Origin of the sequence: Mesorhizobium sp. WSM3224 (genome assembly GCF_000427725.1) — a bacterium.
Taxonomy (GTDB): domain Bacteria; phylum Pseudomonadota; class Alphaproteobacteria; order Rhizobiales; family Rhizobiaceae; genus Mesorhizobium.
On sequence record NZ_ATYO01000018.1, the window covers coordinates 55,221 to 70,670 of the forward strand.

Below are 15,450 nucleotides of genomic sequence, written 5' to 3' on the forward strand. Positions count from 1 at the left end.
CGCCATGTCCTCAATCGATCAGTCGCCTGACGTGCTGGCAGAATTCGCCACACGGCTAACCGGCGATGACATCCATCCAGGTGCCGGCATTATGATTGTCGTGGCGCACCCGGACGACGAGACGATCGGCATCGGCGGACATCTCGCTGGGCTGTCTGAGTGCCGCATCGTGCATCTCACCGACGGAGCACCCCGCAACCTTGCCGACGCAAAAGTCCATGGTTTTGATAGCTGGCAAGACTACGCCCATGCCCGTCGCGGTGAATTAGAGGACGCGCTGTCGACGGCGGGCCTGTCGTGCGGGATCCTGACCAGCCTTGACTATCCTGATACGGAAGCGGTCATGCATCTCGTCCCGCTCGCCCAAGAGTTGGCCTGCCTCTTCGCTGCCGCCGAGATCCGCTTCGTCTGCACGCACCCCTTCGAAGGGGGGCATCCCGACCACGACGCCACTGCCTTCGCGGTCCATGCCGCCTGTCAATTGCTGCGTCGTGACCAGTGTCCGGCGCCCACCATCATCGAGATGGCGTTTTATGCCGCAGGGCCGAAGGGCCCCATCTTCCAGGATTTCGCCGATGATCTTGGGACGGACCGTGTCGACGTCCGCCTGACCGAATCGGCCTTTCGGCTCAAGCAAGCCATGCTGGCCAGCTACACGACGCAGTTGCGGACGCTTGCACCGTTCTTCGGGTCGACCGAGCGATTCCGTTTGGCGCCGGCCTACGATTTCCGCACGCTGCCCAATAACGGGAGGCTCTATTATCGATTGCTGCCTTTGGGGTTCGAGCCCCCGACCTGGTTGAGCGCCGCGGCTCTCGCGCATGAGGAGCTTCGGCTCGATCAGCCATGACGCTTACCGTGCTCAACGTCGCCTACCCGCTTGCGCCCGTCGGCCCCGATGCGGTCGGCGGCGCCGAACAGGTGCTGTCAATGCTGGATCGCGCGCTGGTGCGGCAAGGCCATCATTCCATCGTGGTCGCCTGCCGGGGCTCCAGCGCGGCCGGGACACTGGTCGAGACACCCGCGGAAAAAGGCGTGCTCGATGAGGCGGCAAAGAGCCGCGCCCAACGCGCGCATCGCGCGGCAATCGCTGCGGCTCGGGCGCGTTGGCCGATCGACGTCGTTCACCTGCACGGCATCGATTTCGACGCCTATCTCCCTGGCGACGGCCCGACACTTGTGAGCCTGCACCTGCCGCTCGCCTGGTACACACCCGACGTACTGAGACCGGCCCGTGACGACCTGTGGCTGCATGCGGTTTCGGAGGCGCAGCAAAAAACCGCGCCGCCCGGATCGAGACTCATCGCGCCGATCCCAAACGGCGTTGACATTGATGCGCTGAACGAAATGCGATCGCGGCGCAATTTTGCGCTCGTGCTGAGCCGAATTTGCCCGGAGAAGGGCGTCCACCTTGCGATCGAGGCCGCCAAGCGTGCCGCCGTGCCGCTTGCGATTGGCGGTCAGATCTATCCCTACCAGACACATGTCCAGTATTTCGCCGATGAGGTGGCGCCTCGCCTCGACAGACGGCGGCGCTTCCTGGGACCGCTCGGGTTTTCCGCCAAGCGCAGGCTTCTGAATGCCGCCCGCTGCCTGGTCATTCCGAGCCTTGCGGCGGAAACAAGTTCGTTGGTTGCCATGGAAGCTCTTGCGTGCGGCACGCCCGTCGTGGCCTTCCCGAATGGCGCCCTGCCCAATGTCGTCGAACATGGCAAGACCGGATTTCTCGTCACCGACATTGACGAGATGGCGAGCGCCATAAACGCCTCGGCCGATCTCGACAGCGAAACATGCCTGGGCGAGGCGCGACATCGCTTCTCGCTCGACGGCATGATTGTGGCCTACATGGATGCCTATCGGGCATTGGCAGAGCTCGGCGCTTGCCGCTCAGGCTCGAAGGCCGCGCAATGAACTGCTTGCGCGCCGATGTCATACGAAACCCGGGTGCGTTCGATGATCTCGAGCAGCATTGGTGGGCGCTCTGGGCGCAGTGCAGCTCTGCCACGCCTTTCCAGTCGCCCGCCTGGCTCTTGCCATGGTGGCGGACATTCGCGCCGGGCGATCTTTCGGCGATCGCCGTGTGGAACGGAAATGATCTTGTAGGACTGGCACCGCTCTACCTTGAGCGGCATGCATATGGTTCGCGCCTGCTTCCAATCGGGATATCGCTGAGCGACTATCTCGATGTTCTTTGCGTACCCGAACTCAAGAAAGCCGTCGGTACCGCGATTGCCGAAACAGTGCTTTCGCTCGAATGGGCGCAATGGATTCTGCCGGACCTTCCGCTTAAAGCCACATCCCTGGATCTTGTACTGCCCGACATTGACGAGAGCCTATCTGCCGGGCATGCCGCCTGTCCGGTGCTTGCCGTGGCCGGCGACGAGACGCTTACAGGCTCGGTTCCCGCGCGGCGAAGACGCCAGCTTCGTCGCGCTCTGAGAGCCGCGCAACGGAGAGGCCGGGTAACGATTACGCGGGCGGAAGCCGCACCAGAGATGTTTCTCGGCCACCTGGTGCGCCTGCACAAAGCACGTTGGGCCGAACAGGGCGGAGGCGTACTGACGGACATCGCTCTGGGATTCCATCGGAAGGCCCTGCCTCGCCTTGCCGCGAACGGTCTGGCGCGATGCTGGTTGATCGGAATCGGTGACGCTATCGTCGGCGCGTATTATGGCTTCCATCATCATGGTCGCGCCTATGCCTATCTCGGTGGTTTCGACTCGGCCTATGCGCAGGAAAGCCCCGGCGCGATCCTGATCGGCAACGCTATTGCCGAAGCCGCTCGCGAAGGGGCACGGGAGTTCGATTTTCTACGCGGCCGGGAGAGCTATAAGTATAGCTGGGGGGCAGTGGACCGGTGGACCGCGCAAAGGCTCTGGACCCGGAGCGCAGCGCTGTGATCGCGGCAGAACAGCAGAGGATGGCCGCCAGCCGCATTCTCGAGAATTGCATGGCAGACGACCTGTCCGCCGAAGTTGCGGTAGCCAGATTGGCCGTCCTTACGGCGGAAATCAATGCTGCGAAATTGGCGGACGTCGCGCTGGAGATGCGGACAAAGGCCTACCATTGCAGAGGCTGGCTCGAGGACGTGGCCGCGCTTCTTTCGGCCAACACGGGCGCCTTTGACAGTCTCCGGGCGACGGCAGCTTCCATATGTCATGACCGTCAGGATAGCGAAACGGCCGAGATGACGGTCCGCCGGCTGGCCAGTGGCTTTGACCAGGCCGTCGTCATCTCACCGGCTGCCAGCGTCCAACTTTCGTCGCTCGGTGATGAGGAAAAGCTCTCGGCTACAACTGCCGAGATCGCCTCTTGGCTTGAGCGACAAGGGTTTACAGGCGAGGACAAGACAATACTCGACATCGGCTGTGGCATCGGCCGTTTCGAATGCGCGCTCTCCGCTAGAGCCAAACGCATTGTCGGCATCGATATTTCCTACGGGATGATCGCCGCGACGCGTCGAAGGTGCGCCGGCCTCGGCAACGTCGAGTTCCGTCAGACCTCCGGCCTCGATCTTGGCGAAGTCGCCGACGAGCGCTTTGACGGCGTATTGGCAGTTGACATTTTCCCCTACCTGGTGATCGCCGGCGTCGCCGAGCGACACTTCAGCGAAATCGCGCGCCTATTGCGACCTGGAGGGATGGCGGCAATTCTCAACTATTCATACCGGATGTCGCCTGCCGCCGATTCTGCCGACATCCGCAACTTCGCCAATGCATGCTCCATGGACATCGTGATCGATGGCGCGACGCCTTTCCGTCGCTGGGATGGCACCGTCTTTCTTATTCGCCGTACCGGCGGAACATAACAGGCGGCCCGAAGTTCGGGCGCCGAGACCACTTGCGCAAAAGCTGGCAGACCAGGAGAAGCAGATGGCATCCGGCGGTAATAAACACATGGGCCGCGGCAGTCAGGGCAAAGGTTCCGGGACCGGGGCCAAGACGGAGGTTCCGAAAGACATGGTCGGAGAAAACGACGTCTTGTCGAACCGGGATAAGAAGCAGCATACACAACAACGCGGCCTGGACGGCAATCGGATTAAGTCCGATCAGTATCAGGACCACGCGGGAAACCGGCTCCCCGAAGACTGAGCTTGCGGCGGCTCTCAGCGGACTTGCAGTGGCGCAAACGGACCAGTTATGGGGTCAAGCAGAGGGCTTTGCTCTGGGCACAATCCAGTGCCGAGCCAAATCTGATCGGCTGGAGCGCCTTGCAAACTCTGGCCGGCTATGGTCTCAGTGAATTTTCGAAGGGACCTTAATTGCTAAGAGAATGCCATGTCTCGCCCGAGCCAAAGCGATACCGCCAGTAACGCAATCCTGAGCATAGACAAAGAGATTGCATCGCTGTTGACGGCGATCGAGCAGGAGAATGTCCCGGATCGCCTGACCAAGCTCGCGATCGAGTTGCAGAATGCGCTAATCCAGAAGCGTCGCCGTGAAATGGAAAGCTGACGCGTGCTCTCATCGAGGTCTGTCAGCGGCTCTGTCCCAGTGGTCTTGCGAGACATGCTCATGTCTTTCGATCAGCGCTTGTGATGATCTTTCATCAAGGGACTCCAGGACGCTGGCGCGCGCGCGGTTGAGACGGCTTTTGATGGTTCCTACCGCGCAATTGCATATCTCAGCGGTTTCTTCGTAGCTGACGCCTAGCACACCGATCAGCATCAGCACTTCGCGCTGATGTGACGGAAGCTTCTGGATGGCTTGGTAAACTTCCTTGCTTTGAATGGACCACTCTTGGGAGGCTTCCGAAATCGGTCTGCTGGAGACGCAGTCGAGCAATCCAGGTGCTTCTCTGGCTGCAGCCTTCACCCGCGTATAGTGCGTGTTGCGCATGATGGTGAAAAGCCAAGACTTCAAGCGCGTTCCTGGCTCGAATTTGTCCAAATTGGCAAGCCCCTTCATCAAAGTCTCCTGCACGAGGTCATCGGCATCATCGGGTACCCGGCAAAAAGTGCGGGCAAAAGCACGCAAGGCAGGGATGAGATCGATAACGTTGATTTCGCCCGGCACGCAGTCAGGCGTCGCATGGCCTTTTGGTAACACGGTTCGAACCCCGGCAGCGCGTTGATAGCAATGATTAGAAAGAATGCGTGACGATGACGATCGTTCCTGTTGGAAACGAACATCCTTGGATATCCGTTTGCCAAACTGATCCCGCCGTTCGGGCTAGAGGAACCAGCTCGCCACCAGCACAGCCGAGGCCGCAAAGATTGCTGCCGTCGTGACGCCTCCTAGGATGTTTGTGCTCCGGCTATTGACCCTGTCGCCCATAATCCTGCGATCGTTCGTCATCAATAGGATCAACAGCAGCAGCGGGGGAGTGGAAAAGCCTTGCATAACGCCCGCCCAGACCAGCGCATGCATTGGATTGAAGCCAAGAAAATTTAGGCCGACTGCGATCAACGTGAATGCCGCCGTCGCCAGGTAGAAGGCTGGCGCTTTCTGAGGCTTCGCGTTCATGCCATGGTTCCAGCCCATTGCCTGCGCGAGATCAAAGGCAGCGCCTGTCGTCATGACAGGAACGGCCAGAAAGCCGACACCGATCACACCAGCGGCGAAAAATATGCCGGCTGCATCGCCAGCAAGCGGTCGCAGCGCTTCAGCCGCCTGGGCTGCCGTTTCGATCTGGGTTTGGCCGGCCTTGTGAAGCGTCGAACCCGTCGAAAGAATGATGAAATACATGATCAGGTTGGAAAACGTCAGGCCGATCAGAATGTCATGGCGCGACCGGCGCAGCTCTCCATCGGTCGCTCCTTTGCGTTTCTCAAGAGTAGTTCTTCCCTTGGCGATTTCCTCTTCCACTTCCTGGTTGGATTGCCAAGTATAGAGATATGCCGAAAGCGTTGTTCCGATGATCGCAACGAGCATCAACAAATACTCTTGGCTGAAATGCACCCTCGGCAGCAAGGTGCCACTTATCACCGACATCGGTTCTGGTCTGGCGAGGACAGCCGAGACGACATAGGCGAGGAGCGCCAACGCCAGCAGACGGAACAGATTCCTGAGGAGGCCGTAAGAACCAAAAACTTGAAGAGCAAACATAAACGCTGCGATGAAAGCGACGATCACCGGGATGGGCAACGGCACGAACAGGTTGATCGCCGCCGACATGGCGCCCAGATTCGCGGCAGCCTCGATCACGTTGCCAGCCAGGGCTCCAACCAGGACCGGCCATAGCAGCCATCGCGGATAGAAATCCGCGATAACCTGGAACAGTCCGCGCCCGGACACCTGGCCGAGCTTCGATGAGAGGTACACGACAGCGTACATCATCGGCAGTGTCACTGGGGCGGTCCAAAGCAGATCCGGTCCGAACCTTGCTCCCGCGCTGGCATAGGTACCGATTGCCGAGCAATCGTCGTCGGCCGCACCCGCGATCAGGGCCAGGCCAACGGCTCTCCCTAAGCCTTTCCGCGTTCGTCCGTTCGCCTCCTTGTTGGCTTGCTCGGTCATCACTTGCGCTCGACGCCCACCGGGAAAGGATCGGCCGAATATGAGTGGTGCCGCCTTTGGTCCCGGGTCGAACTGCCTCATCAAGCGTTTTGTTCCGCCGCAGGGCCCCGTATCCATGTGGAATTTTTCGCGCTTTTGGATCGCCCGTTCCGCCGCGTTGTTGGGCTGAAACGGCCATCGAACTCTGTTTCGTTGCTTGTTGCTACGCACCTGGGTTGCGCCGCCTTGGCGGATGCGAAAGGCGCGGCAGGTGCTTGGGGGGTCTATTGGGCAAGCGAGAGCGCCGCGTGGCCTCAATGCTTACCTTTGTCGAAACGCGCGACCGCTTCGATCAGCACCCTGATCTCGAAAGGCTTCGACAGTCTCGGCGAATCCTGGAACCGATCGGGAAAGACCGTGGTGCTGTCATAGCCGGTGAGAAAGACAAAAGGCACACCCAGGGTGACGAGATGCTCGGCAAGCGGGAAACTCCGTTCGCCATGCAGGTTGACGTCGAGCACCGCACCGTCCAGTTCAACGCCGTCGATCTGCTGAAGTGCTTGTTCGACAGAAGGCGCAGGACCGACGACGTCGCATCCGGCTGCCTTCAATTCGTCGGCCAGATCGAGCGCAACCAGGAATGCATCCTCGACGACGAGGACCCGCAGGCCGGATAATGGAGCGCTCTTATTCATTCGTTTCCGAGCTAGGGATCGATCGACCCCTCGGTTCGGGACCATGGAATTTCAAGCAGGCATTCCACGCCGGAGGGCTTGAACCTCAATCCTACAGTTCCCCCCAGCTCGTACTCCAAACTCTGCTGGATGAAAGTTGTTCCGAAATTCCTGCGGGATGGTTCTTCCACAATCGGGCCGCCGATCTCCTTCCAGCTGATCGACAAGAAACCCGGCTTCACGATGTCCCAAGACACTTCGATGCGGCCGGTGTCGACGGAAAGCGCGCCATATTTGGCGGCGTTGCTGGCTAGTTCGAAAAAAACCATGCCGAGCGTCGCCGCCGTGGCCGAATTGAGGTGGAGCGGCCGCCCCTTGACGACTACGGCCTGGCGTTCCGTGCTACCATAGGGAGCCAGCGTCGCCCTGAGCAGTTGCTCGAGGTCGGCATCGCCCCAATTGTAAGATGACAGGACCTCGTGCGTGCGGGCCATCGCATGCAATCGCTCGTGAAATGACGTCGAGAACTCGCCTATCGAGACCGATGAGCGGGTCATGCGCGAGGCCAGCGCGGTGACCGTGGCGAGGATATTCTTCACGCGATGCTGCAACTCATGCAACAGCCTCTCCTGGCTGCGCTCCGCCTCCTTGTGGTTAGATATGTCGACCAGGGCTGCAATCGCGCCGCGGACCTTGCCGGATTCGTCAAATAGCGGATTTGCCGAAATCATCACGTCGAAGCGTGCACCATCAGCCCGCGCGATCCGCGCCTCATATCCGGGAATGGCTTTGCCCGTCCGCATCGCTTTTTGCAGGGGCTGGTCACCCGCGTCCACTACAACGCCATTAACCGTCAACGGCAGCACAGCCGGCACCGACGTCAGCTTGCCGTCAGCGCCGCTCCGGGCGGCAAGTTCAACCGCCCGGCGATTGGCACGGATCGCCTCGACGTTGCCGTCCTCGGCGATCAGAATGCCCACCGGCACCAGGTCCAGCAGCGTTGCTAGGCTCTCGATGCGGTTGCGCAGATCTTGCGAGAGCGCGCCGATCTTTTCCTCGGCTTTCACGATCTGGGTGACGTCGACGAAGGTGACGACCAGACCGGCGATGACGTTCTCGACCGTACGGTACGGCAGTACGCGCATGATGTAGCGCCGGTCGTTGTCGACGCCCTTGATCTGCCGCTCGATCGTTCCAAGCCGCAGCAGGACCTGCTCCAAGTCCCCTTGCAATCCGTCGGCCAGAAAGCGCGGGCGCACATGCGCGAGCGGCCGCCCGACGTCGCTTTCGACCAGCCTGAACAGGTCGCGCGCCGTCGGCGTGAAGCTCTTGATGCAGAGGTCGCGGTCGAGGAAGACGGTCGCGATCTGGGTGCTCTCGAGCAAGTTCGCCATATCGTTGTTGGCGCGGCTGAGTTCGTCGACACGGATACTGAGCTCAGCATTGACTGTCTGCAATTCCTCGTTGATCGACTGCAATTCCTCCTTTGAGGTCTCCAGTTCCTCGTTGGAGGACTGCAGTTCCTCGTTGATGGATGACAGCTCCTCGTTGGAGGATTTCAACTCCTCGTTGGAGGATTCGAGTTCCTCCGTCGTGATCTGCAGCCGTTCCCTGGTTTCCCTCAGCTCCTTTTCGAGCTGGCTGACATTGGCGCTTTCGACGTCGTCGGCTGCGTGGGCTGGCTCGTCCTCGGCCTCCGGTTTGATGCCGCCGATATCGCGGAACACGATCATGTAGAGCGGATCGGCCGAGCCGGCGGATAGCAGCGGCTGAACGACGAGGCTGATCGCCTGGCGTCCGCCATTGGTGCCTACCGCAATGTTGCTCTGGATCGCCACCTGTCCGGAGCTGACGGCCTTGTGAAGCGCTGCCCGCAAGTCCATGCGCAGGCCCCGTCTGGCCATGGAGAAGACGTTGTGGTCGGGTGCGCCGGCGGCGAGCTCAAGATATTTGCCTGTACCTCCGGAACTGTGCATGAGTTCGCCGGCGGCGTTGACCACCACATGCGCGGGCGAATAGCGCTGGAGGATCAGCCGTTCCGCGGACTCCTGCAGGGTTGAAGTCGTGGCGCGCAGACGTGCATGCGAGGCCGGCTGCCTAGCCGCCGCGGCGAGCGGGAATTCCGGCAGCCGCTGCGCCGCCACCTCGCCGCGCTTTTGAAAGATGCGGCTGGTCTTGTCCACGGTCGAGAACAGGCGCCCGTGACGCGTGACGTTCTCGGACGATCCGAGAAACAGATAGCCGTTGCTGCGCAGAGCGTAGTGGAAGACCGGCAAGATCTTCTCCTGCAGTTCAGGACCCAGATAAATCAGCAAGTTGCGACAGGCGATCAGGTCGAGCCGGGAAAACGGCGGGTCGCGTAGAAGATTGTGTGCTGAAAATAAGCAGATCTCCCGCAAATCGGCGCCGACACGATAAGTACCGTCCTCGCGCGAGAAGAACTCCTTGAGGCGCTTCGGCGTGACATAGCTTGCGATCGCCGCGGGATAGCGCCCGGCGCGCGCTATTTCCAAAGCGCGCTCGTCAACGTCGGTGGCGAATATCTGCAGGCTGGGCGAAGCGGCGCCGCGCGCGTTTTCCTTCAGCAGCATCGCGATCGAATAGACTTCTTCGCCAGTGGAGCAGGCCGGCACCCAGACCCGGATCGTCTCGTCCGGTTTGCGGTCCTTGAAAAGCTTTGGAATGACGAAACGTTCGAGCGCTTCGAAGGCCCGTGTGTCGCGGAAAAAACTAGTCACGCCGATGAGCAGATCCTGGAACAGCAGGTCGATCTGCTGCGGATCGTCGCGCAAGTGCTCATAGAAAGTGGCGGGATCGTCGATCTGCAGCACGTGCATGCGGCGCTGGATGCGCCGCATGATGGTGTTATCCTTGTAGCCGCTGAAATCGTGGCCGGTGCGTACCCGAAGCAGCGTCACGATCCGCGAAAGCTGTTCCGCCAAGTCGCGCTTGCGGCGATCGCGCTCGCTTTCGGTCCGGTTGGAGCGGCTGAAATAACTGACCAGCTTTCCCGCCATTTGCCCTGCGGGAAGCACCATGTCGACAAGGCCACCCTGGACGGCGCTTCGCATCATACCGTCATATTCGGCGCTTTCCTGCGCCAGTGTCAGTCCGCCACGCTCCTTGATTGCCCGCAGTCCCATCGTACCATCGCTGCCGGTCCCCGAAAGGATAATGCCGGCCGCATACTCAGCCTGCTCCCGCGCCAGCGACGTGAAGAAATCATCGATCGGCGTGCGCTTGACACGCGCGGCAGGCATCTTGGCGAGGTGAAAGTGCTGGTCCTCGATCGTCACCGAGACGCCCGGGGGGATGACGTAGATATTATTCGGCTGGATCTCCGCACCCTCTGCCGCGGTTTGCGTTTCAATCGTGGTGGAGCGCTGGATGATGCTGGCAAGCGCGCTTTCATGCTCGGCGTCGAGATGCTGGATCACCACATAGGCAAAACCGCTGTCGGCCGGCACTTCGGGAAAGAATTGCTGCAGCGCTCCGATGCCGCCCGCCGATGCGCCGATGCCTATGATAGGGAAGGACGCCGGCTCTTTGGCACCCCCACGCGGCCTAGCCTTCGGGTTTCTTGCCGTTGCTTTCCTGGTCGACTGTTCCATTGCCCGTTACGCGAACCCGCCTGCTTTCGAGGATGCGCTCGACGAGAGCGGCATCCGCATCGTATTCCTCCGCCCGCTGGCCAAGCTCTCTCGCGAGCTGTGAGCGATGCCGCGTTCTTTCCCGCTCGGCCATGCGCCGGGCAAATTCCGCCCGTTGCTGATGTGACCGCAGCAGACTCCATAGAATCTCGTCCGCCTCGATCGCCTGCGCTTCCAATACCGCCTCGGCAGTAAAAGCGTGTCCGGTATGACACCGGTAGCGCAGCATGTCACCGTCTTTTAGCTCCCACAGCGGCCCGTTGCATTCTGGGCATGTAAACACCGACAATTCGCCAAGTCGATCCGCTTCTTTCATGGTCGAATGCTCCTGCGCAGCGATGGCCGCCTCCAGTCTGACTATTGGCGGGGCGGGCAAGGTTTCGCCAGCCGGCTCGGCCGCCAGTTTCGCCAGCAGGCTACCGAGCTTGGTCGCCGGTACGCAATAGTCGATCTCGACGTATTGCAGCGCGCTTTCCACCATGGATGGCACCACCGCGTCTTTCGGATGCTGCACGGCCGCGATCCCGCCCACCGCCTTGACAGCTCTCAAGCCGGCGGTGCCGTCGGAAAGTGCACCAGAAAGCAGGACGCCGATGACACGCGCGCCGTAGCTGAGCGCCGCCGAGCGGAACAGCGGATCTATCGCTGGCCGGGCGAGGTTTTCGCGCGGTCCGCGCCGCAGCATCATGTGGTCGCCATGCAGGAGAAGATGGAAGCCGGGTGGCGCCACATAGATATTGCCGGTCCTGAAAAACGCGCCGTTCTCGGCGACCGACGTTTTGAGCGTGGCCACGCGGTCGAGGATTGCGGGCAGATAACTGATCTGGCCGACATGGAGCACGATGAACACGGCTGCCGGCAGCTCGGCGGGCAGATCGCTCACGATCTTCTTCAGCGGTTCGATCCCGCCCGCCGACGCGCCGATCACGATTATGAAGCGGTTGCGCGCCTGTTCTCGCGGCGAGCTTGTCCGGTTCGCGCGAGCAGGTGAAATGCGGTTTCGAGTGTCGACCATGAAATCCGTATGGGCGCGCCCCGCCCTCGATCATAAGTCGCCTAAGGGGACTAAGGTTCCATGAGGTGGCGGCGTCGTCGATTTGCAACTGCAAAATGCAGCTGGTGTTAGCGAGGCGCAATATGTTTGTAAAAAGCAATCGCCTACTCGCGACAAACCCTTTCGGCAGGAACCCTGGAACATCGCCGCCGTTGTTACTCCATGCAACCTAAGGAGATTTTGGACCATGGATTGGAACCGCGTCGAAGGAAATTGGAAGCAGGTCAAAGGCAAGGTCAAGGAACAGTGGGGTAAGCTCACCGACGATGACCTCGACCGCATCGCCGGCAAGCGCGACCAGCTCGAAGGCAAGATCCAGGAACGTTACGGCATCGAGAAGGATCGTGTTCGCGCCGACGTTGATGAGTGGGCTCGCCGCCAAGGCTGGTAGGCCGACAGTTAATGGAGAAGGGTTGTGTCGCTCGAGCAACCCTTCTCCGGCTCGCGTCGGCGGATGAACGCCACACGAGCGTTGCGCCCCGTCGCTTCAAAGTCCGAAATTTGGAGCCGCGAGCTATCAACTGACGAAATGAGTCTGCCACGGTGAACCGATGACCAAGAAGAAATCGAAACCGGCATTGTCCGCCATAGCGACAGCCACTCGCTCGGAGGCCACCGAGGCGGTTTATTTTGCCCGCAAATGCGGTCTCACGCCAGAGGAAGCGCTAGCAATCATGCGGCAGGCAAGTGAGACACCGGGGCAAAAGATTCCAGCGAACGGGAGCGCTAACACTCGATCTCGTTAAGCTTGGCCTGCATGGCCGCGATTCTGCCATCTGGGTAAGCATGACGCGGTGAGCGCCAATGCCGAGATCTCGGCCCGCGCTTTGTGATTGCAGGCCCACCAGGAAGGAGCCGCCGGCCGCCGCCATGTGGAGAGATACTACGGAGATGGCACTTCAATCACAGCTAATTGTTCCCATCTTGAAGGCGGATCAGCATGACCAGATCGTCGCTTCATCTGCTCAAGGGCGTCGGATATTCGATCTCCGCGGCAAGCGTATTCCTGCTGGCGATCGTCAGCTGGGATAGCGCATCGAAAAGTCCGTTGCTGATTGCCTGCCTGCTCGGCGGCGCCGCCACGTCGATCATCGGCATGTTCTGCCGCTGGCTTTCCTACGAAATCGAAGAGCGATGGGAGAACTACCAGACCGACAATGAGGCGACGCCAACTGCTGGGGCGACTCGGGAATGACTTACCGGGCAGGTATTGTTAGACCTACCCGCCAGCTCCACTAAAAACAATTTGCCCGCGGGCAAGCCAGCGGGCAAATTTGATTGGATAAATGTCAGCAGGCGAGCGGTACTTGCGGTCAGTCGCGAACGAACAGCGCCTCGTCTTCATCGCGCTGCTTGCCGCCGAGCACTGCGGCCACGCTAGCGATGAAAGCGCCCACAATCATGGATAGGGCGCCGACCAGCGCGAAAGCGGCGCTTGCCTTCCTGGCCGTATCGGCGGCCGCCTTTGCCTTGTTCTTGGCATCCTCCATGCCGGTGAGGACGGTATCTACGCGCTTGGCGGCGTCGGCCTCCGAAAGCCCGGTGCGGGATGCGACCAGTTTGGCAAGATAGGCCTTGTCGTCTGGCGACACTTCACCTCTGGCAGCGCTCGCGACCAGGATGCGAGTTGCCTGCGCGGTCGCGCCGGCGTCATTCTGTCCAGCGGGGGCGACGGTTCCGGTGTCGGCCGGGCGAAACAGCGCATCGGCGAAGTAGGCCAAACTGTTGCTGTCGGGTGCCCCCCCGGCGCCACTGGTGGCAGCAGATGTGGCCCCCGCCGTCGCCCCTGCTGCGATGTTGGAGGCGGCCTGCACGCCCGCGCCGACAGCTGCTGACAAAGCCGAACCGAAGACACCCGCAACCAGCAATGTTGCCAGCGCCCAGGCAAGGAAGCCGTGCGCGGTATCGCGAAAGACGACTTCATTGTCGTGAATGCCGACCCATTTTGTGCGTAGCCGGCCGGTGAGATAGCCGCCCAGGCCGGCCGAGAGCCATTGCACGACGACCAGCCAGGCCGCAGCCGAGACCGCGAATGTGGTGGCCGATGCGCTTGCGCCGGTCCAAGGTGAAACCATGGTCAAGCCAAGTCCGGACCCGACCAGCATCAGGATCACCGTCAGCGTCGACGCAGCGAAAGCACCGGCGATGATCGGGCCCCAATTGACGGCGGATAAGGGCGATTCCCTTGCGGCGGAAATTTCAACATCAGCAATTGCGGAGTTCATCTGAGGCTCCTACCGTGCGAACAGCATGAGCAAGATAATGATTGGAATTGGAACTCCGAGCAGCCAAAGCAATATACCGCGGCCCATATCGACCTCCTATGTTGTCAAGGCAATGTACCAATTCAGACAACTGGCTTTCGTTCCATGGATAGTGAGTTAGTTCAGAATAGAATGCCGGATTTACTTATTGACGGCCGCATGCCAACGGCCGTCGGCGCCACGCCCGGGCTAGCCGGAGCGCGATCTGGGTTTAACCGACCGGCGGCCTGTAAAATCGGGTGCCGCCGCAAGGCCAACTTCAGAACGCTGTATTAGTTCCGCCTTGAAGATCACTCGGGTTCGACGAGTAGGACGGCTGGGGTGGCGCTCAGTCCTCCCGCCGCCAGACCTGCGAGACCAGCAGCGTGATCAGGTAGATGAAAACGATCCAACCGCGAATCTTCCTCTCGGAAGATCCGAACCGCACTGCAGTCGCGGCTCCAGATCTAAGTTGCGAGCCCGGCCTGCTCTGCACCACCGGGGCGAGATCCTGCCGGCTGCCGCTCCGCACCGAATAGGCGCGGGTGATCTCGGCGCCGAATAGAAATATCTGGGCCGAGTAATAGACCCACAGCAGCACGACCATCAGCGCGCCAGCGGCGCCATAAGACGTCGCGATGGCGCTGGTGCCGATGTACCAGCCGATCGCCGACTTGCCGATGGTGAACAGCAGTGCTGTGACCAGCGAACCAACGGCGACGTCGCGCCATTTCAGCGTGCGGTCCGGCAGGACCTTGTAGATCGCGGAAAAGAGCAGCGCGATCAGCACGAAGGACACGACGGTGTTGGTGGCACTCACGATCAGTTCGCCGAAAGGCAGGCGCTGATCTATGTACTCGCCCAGTGCCGAGATCGCGGTGCTTGCCGCAAGGGACACCAGAAGCATGAAACCAAGAGCCGCCACCAGGCCGAGGCTCGCTGCCCTCGCCCGCACCAGGCGCGATAGCGAAACGCCATTGGGCTTTACCTTCCATATCTGGTTCAGCGACAGCTGCATCTCGCCGAAGACGCCGGAGGCGGTGACAAGGAGCGCCATCAGCCCGAGGATGGTGGCCAGCGTGCTGGACCCGCGATGCGAAGCGGTCTCGATCGTTGCCTTGAGGAGATCGGCGCTCTGCGGCCCCATCACACCCGCGAACTCGGCCGAGAGCGCGAGCTGGGCAGCATCGTTGCCGACGACGATGCCGGCGATCGCCACCACAATGAGAACGACCGGCGCAAGGGAGGTCGTGGCATAGAAAGCAATCGCCGCGCCATGGCTCAGCGCATCGTCACTCATGTACCCGCTGACGCTTTCCTTCAGCAAAAGCCAGGCTTCCCGATACCAGCCAGCCTTCGATTTCCCGTGTTCCGCCATACGCTATCCAATGG

General features: G+C 60.9%; 15 protein-coding genes. 8 read left to right on the forward strand and 7 right to left on the reverse strand.

The features are described from left to right. The first annotated feature begins 4 nt into the window (after positions 1 to 4). From YU3_RS37330 to YU3_RS41350, 6 genes are all read left to right on the forward strand, one after another. Entirely contained in the window at positions 5 to 850 is an 846-nt protein-coding gene (locus tag YU3_RS37330; RefSeq protein WP_051334059.1) for a PIG-L family deacetylase, read from the forward strand. Continuing rightward, the gene (locus YU3_RS37335; RefSeq protein ID WP_036259379.1) at positions 847 to 1,911 is read left to right on the forward strand and encodes a glycosyltransferase; all 1,065 of its coding nucleotides are present in this window, start codon (positions 847 to 849) and stop codon (positions 1,909 to 1,911) included. The genes YU3_RS37330 and YU3_RS37335 overlap by 4 nt, the downstream gene beginning before the upstream one ends. Continuing rightward, positions 1,908 to 2,900, forward strand: a complete 993-nt coding sequence (locus YU3_RS0123760) for a GNAT family N-acetyltransferase (protein ID WP_027168573.1) — start codon at positions 1,908 to 1,910, stop codon at positions 2,898 to 2,900. The genes YU3_RS37335 and YU3_RS0123760 overlap by 4 nt, the downstream gene beginning before the upstream one ends. Positions 2,901 to 2,950: 50 nt before the next feature. Next, positions 2,951 to 3,808, forward strand: a complete 858-nt coding sequence (locus YU3_RS0123765) for a methyltransferase domain-containing protein (protein ID WP_245273633.1) — start codon at positions 2,951 to 2,953, stop codon at positions 3,806 to 3,808. Positions 3,809 to 3,872: 64 nt separating this feature from the next. Next, positions 3,873 to 4,091, forward strand: a complete 219-nt coding sequence (locus YU3_RS0123770) for a hypothetical protein (RefSeq protein ID WP_027168575.1) — start codon at positions 3,873 to 3,875, stop codon at positions 4,089 to 4,091. 186 nt (positions 4,092 to 4,277) lie between these two features. Continuing rightward, positions 4,278 to 4,454, forward strand: a complete 177-nt coding sequence (locus YU3_RS41350) for a hypothetical protein (RefSeq protein WP_198021706.1) — start codon at positions 4,278 to 4,280, stop codon at positions 4,452 to 4,454. Positions 4,455 to 4,463: 9 nt separating this feature from the next. Here YU3_RS41350 and YU3_RS37340 read toward each other — a convergent pair whose 3' ends face one another. The 5 genes from YU3_RS37340 to YU3_RS0123800 form a co-directional block, all read right to left on the reverse strand. After that, the gene (locus tag YU3_RS37340; protein WP_348631185.1) at positions 4,464 to 5,048 is read right to left on the reverse strand and encodes a sigma-70 family RNA polymerase sigma factor; all 585 of its coding nucleotides are present in this window, start codon (positions 5,046 to 5,048) and stop codon (positions 4,464 to 4,466) included. A gap of 123 nt (positions 5,049 to 5,171) precedes the next feature. After that, the gene (locus YU3_RS0123785) at positions 5,172 to 6,458 is read right to left on the reverse strand and encodes an Nramp family divalent metal transporter (RefSeq protein ID WP_027168577.1); all 1,287 of its coding nucleotides are present in this window, start codon (positions 6,456 to 6,458) and stop codon (positions 5,172 to 5,174) included. A 293-nt stretch (positions 6,459 to 6,751) separates the two neighbouring features. Beyond that, positions 6,752 to 7,132 carry a response regulator gene (locus tag YU3_RS39625; RefSeq protein ID WP_027168578.1) on the reverse strand — a complete coding sequence of 127 codons (381 nt, stop codon included), beginning with the start codon at positions 7,130 to 7,132 and terminating at the stop codon, positions 6,752 to 6,754. 11 nt (positions 7,133 to 7,143) lie between these two features. Further along, a complete protein-coding gene (locus tag YU3_RS37345) occupies positions 7,144 to 10,722 on the reverse strand; it encodes a CheR family methyltransferase (RefSeq protein WP_084508259.1) in 3,579 nt (1,192 codons plus the stop codon). Next, positions 10,676 to 11,776, reverse strand: a complete 1,101-nt coding sequence (locus YU3_RS0123800) for a chemotaxis protein CheB (protein WP_027168579.1) — start codon at positions 11,774 to 11,776, stop codon at positions 10,676 to 10,678. The genes YU3_RS37345 and YU3_RS0123800 overlap by 47 nt, the downstream gene beginning before the upstream one ends. 226 nt (positions 11,777 to 12,002) lie before the next feature. Here YU3_RS0123800 and YU3_RS0123805 point away from each other — a divergent pair, with 226 nt between their 5' ends. Continuing rightward, on the forward strand, positions 12,003 to 12,206 hold the full coding sequence (locus tag YU3_RS0123805) for a CsbD family protein (protein ID WP_027168580.1): 204 nt from the start codon (positions 12,003 to 12,005) through the stop codon (positions 12,204 to 12,206). Positions 12,207 to 12,755: 549 nt separating this feature from the next. After that, entirely contained in the window at positions 12,756 to 13,010 is a 255-nt protein-coding gene (locus tag YU3_RS0123810) for a hypothetical protein (protein WP_027168581.1), read from the forward strand. A gap of 118 nt (positions 13,011 to 13,128) precedes the next feature. Here YU3_RS0123810 and YU3_RS0123815 read toward each other — a convergent pair whose 3' ends face one another. Continuing rightward, positions 13,129 to 14,040, reverse strand: coding sequence for a membrane protein (locus tag YU3_RS0123815; RefSeq protein WP_027168582.1), 912 nt, complete (start codon positions 14,038 to 14,040; stop codon positions 13,129 to 13,131). Positions 14,041 to 14,407: 367 nt separating this feature from the next. Beyond that, complete coding sequence (locus tag YU3_RS0123820; RefSeq protein WP_027168583.1) at positions 14,408 to 15,436, reverse strand: YihY/virulence factor BrkB family protein; 1,029 nt, start codon at positions 15,434 to 15,436, stop codon at positions 14,408 to 14,410. Positions 15,437 to 15,450 lie beyond the last annotated feature (14 nt).

Excerpts from the sequence above, each read along its gene's own strand:
- YU3_RS37330 (WP_051334059.1), top strand. The coding sequence starts at position 5 with ATGTCCTCAATCGATCAGTCGCCTGACGTGCTGGCAGAATTCGCCACA.
- YU3_RS37335 (WP_036259379.1), top strand. The coding sequence starts at position 847 with ATGACGCTTACCGTGCTCAACGTCGCCTACCCGCTTGCGCCCGTCGGC.
- YU3_RS0123760 (WP_027168573.1), top strand. The coding sequence starts at position 1,908 with ATGAACTGCTTGCGCGCCGATGTCATACGAAACCCGGGTGCGTTCGAT.
- YU3_RS0123765 (WP_245273633.1), top strand. The coding sequence starts at position 2,951 with ATGGCAGACGACCTGTCCGCCGAAGTTGCGGTAGCCAGATTGGCCGTC.
- YU3_RS0123770 (WP_027168575.1), top strand. The coding sequence starts at position 3,873 with ATGGCATCCGGCGGTAATAAACACATGGGCCGCGGCAGTCAGGGCAAA.
- YU3_RS41350 (WP_198021706.1), top strand. The coding sequence starts at position 4,278 with ATGTCTCGCCCGAGCCAAAGCGATACCGCCAGTAACGCAATCCTGAGC.
- YU3_RS0123785 (WP_027168577.1), bottom strand. The coding sequence starts at position 6,458 with ATGACCGAGCAAGCCAACAAGGAGGCGAACGGACGAACGCGGAAAGGC.
- YU3_RS39625 (WP_027168578.1), bottom strand. The coding sequence starts at position 7,132 with ATGAATAAGAGCGCTCCATTATCCGGCCTGCGGGTCCTCGTCGTCGAG.
- YU3_RS37345 (WP_084508259.1), bottom strand. The coding sequence starts at position 10,722 with ATGGAACAGTCGACCAGGAAAGCAACGGCAAGAAACCCGAAGGCTAGG.
- YU3_RS0123800 (WP_027168579.1), bottom strand. The coding sequence starts at position 11,776 with ATGGTCGACACTCGAAACCGCATTTCACCTGCTCGCGCGAACCGGACA.
- YU3_RS0123805 (WP_027168580.1), top strand. The coding sequence starts at position 12,003 with ATGGATTGGAACCGCGTCGAAGGAAATTGGAAGCAGGTCAAAGGCAAG.
- YU3_RS0123810 (WP_027168581.1), top strand. The coding sequence starts at position 12,756 with ATGACCAGATCGTCGCTTCATCTGCTCAAGGGCGTCGGATATTCGATC.
- YU3_RS0123815 (WP_027168582.1), bottom strand. The coding sequence starts at position 14,040 with ATGAACTCCGCAATTGCTGATGTTGAAATTTCCGCCGCAAGGGAATCG.
- YU3_RS0123820 (WP_027168583.1), bottom strand. The coding sequence starts at position 15,436 with ATGGCGGAACACGGGAAATCGAAGGCTGGCTGGTATCGGGAAGCCTGG.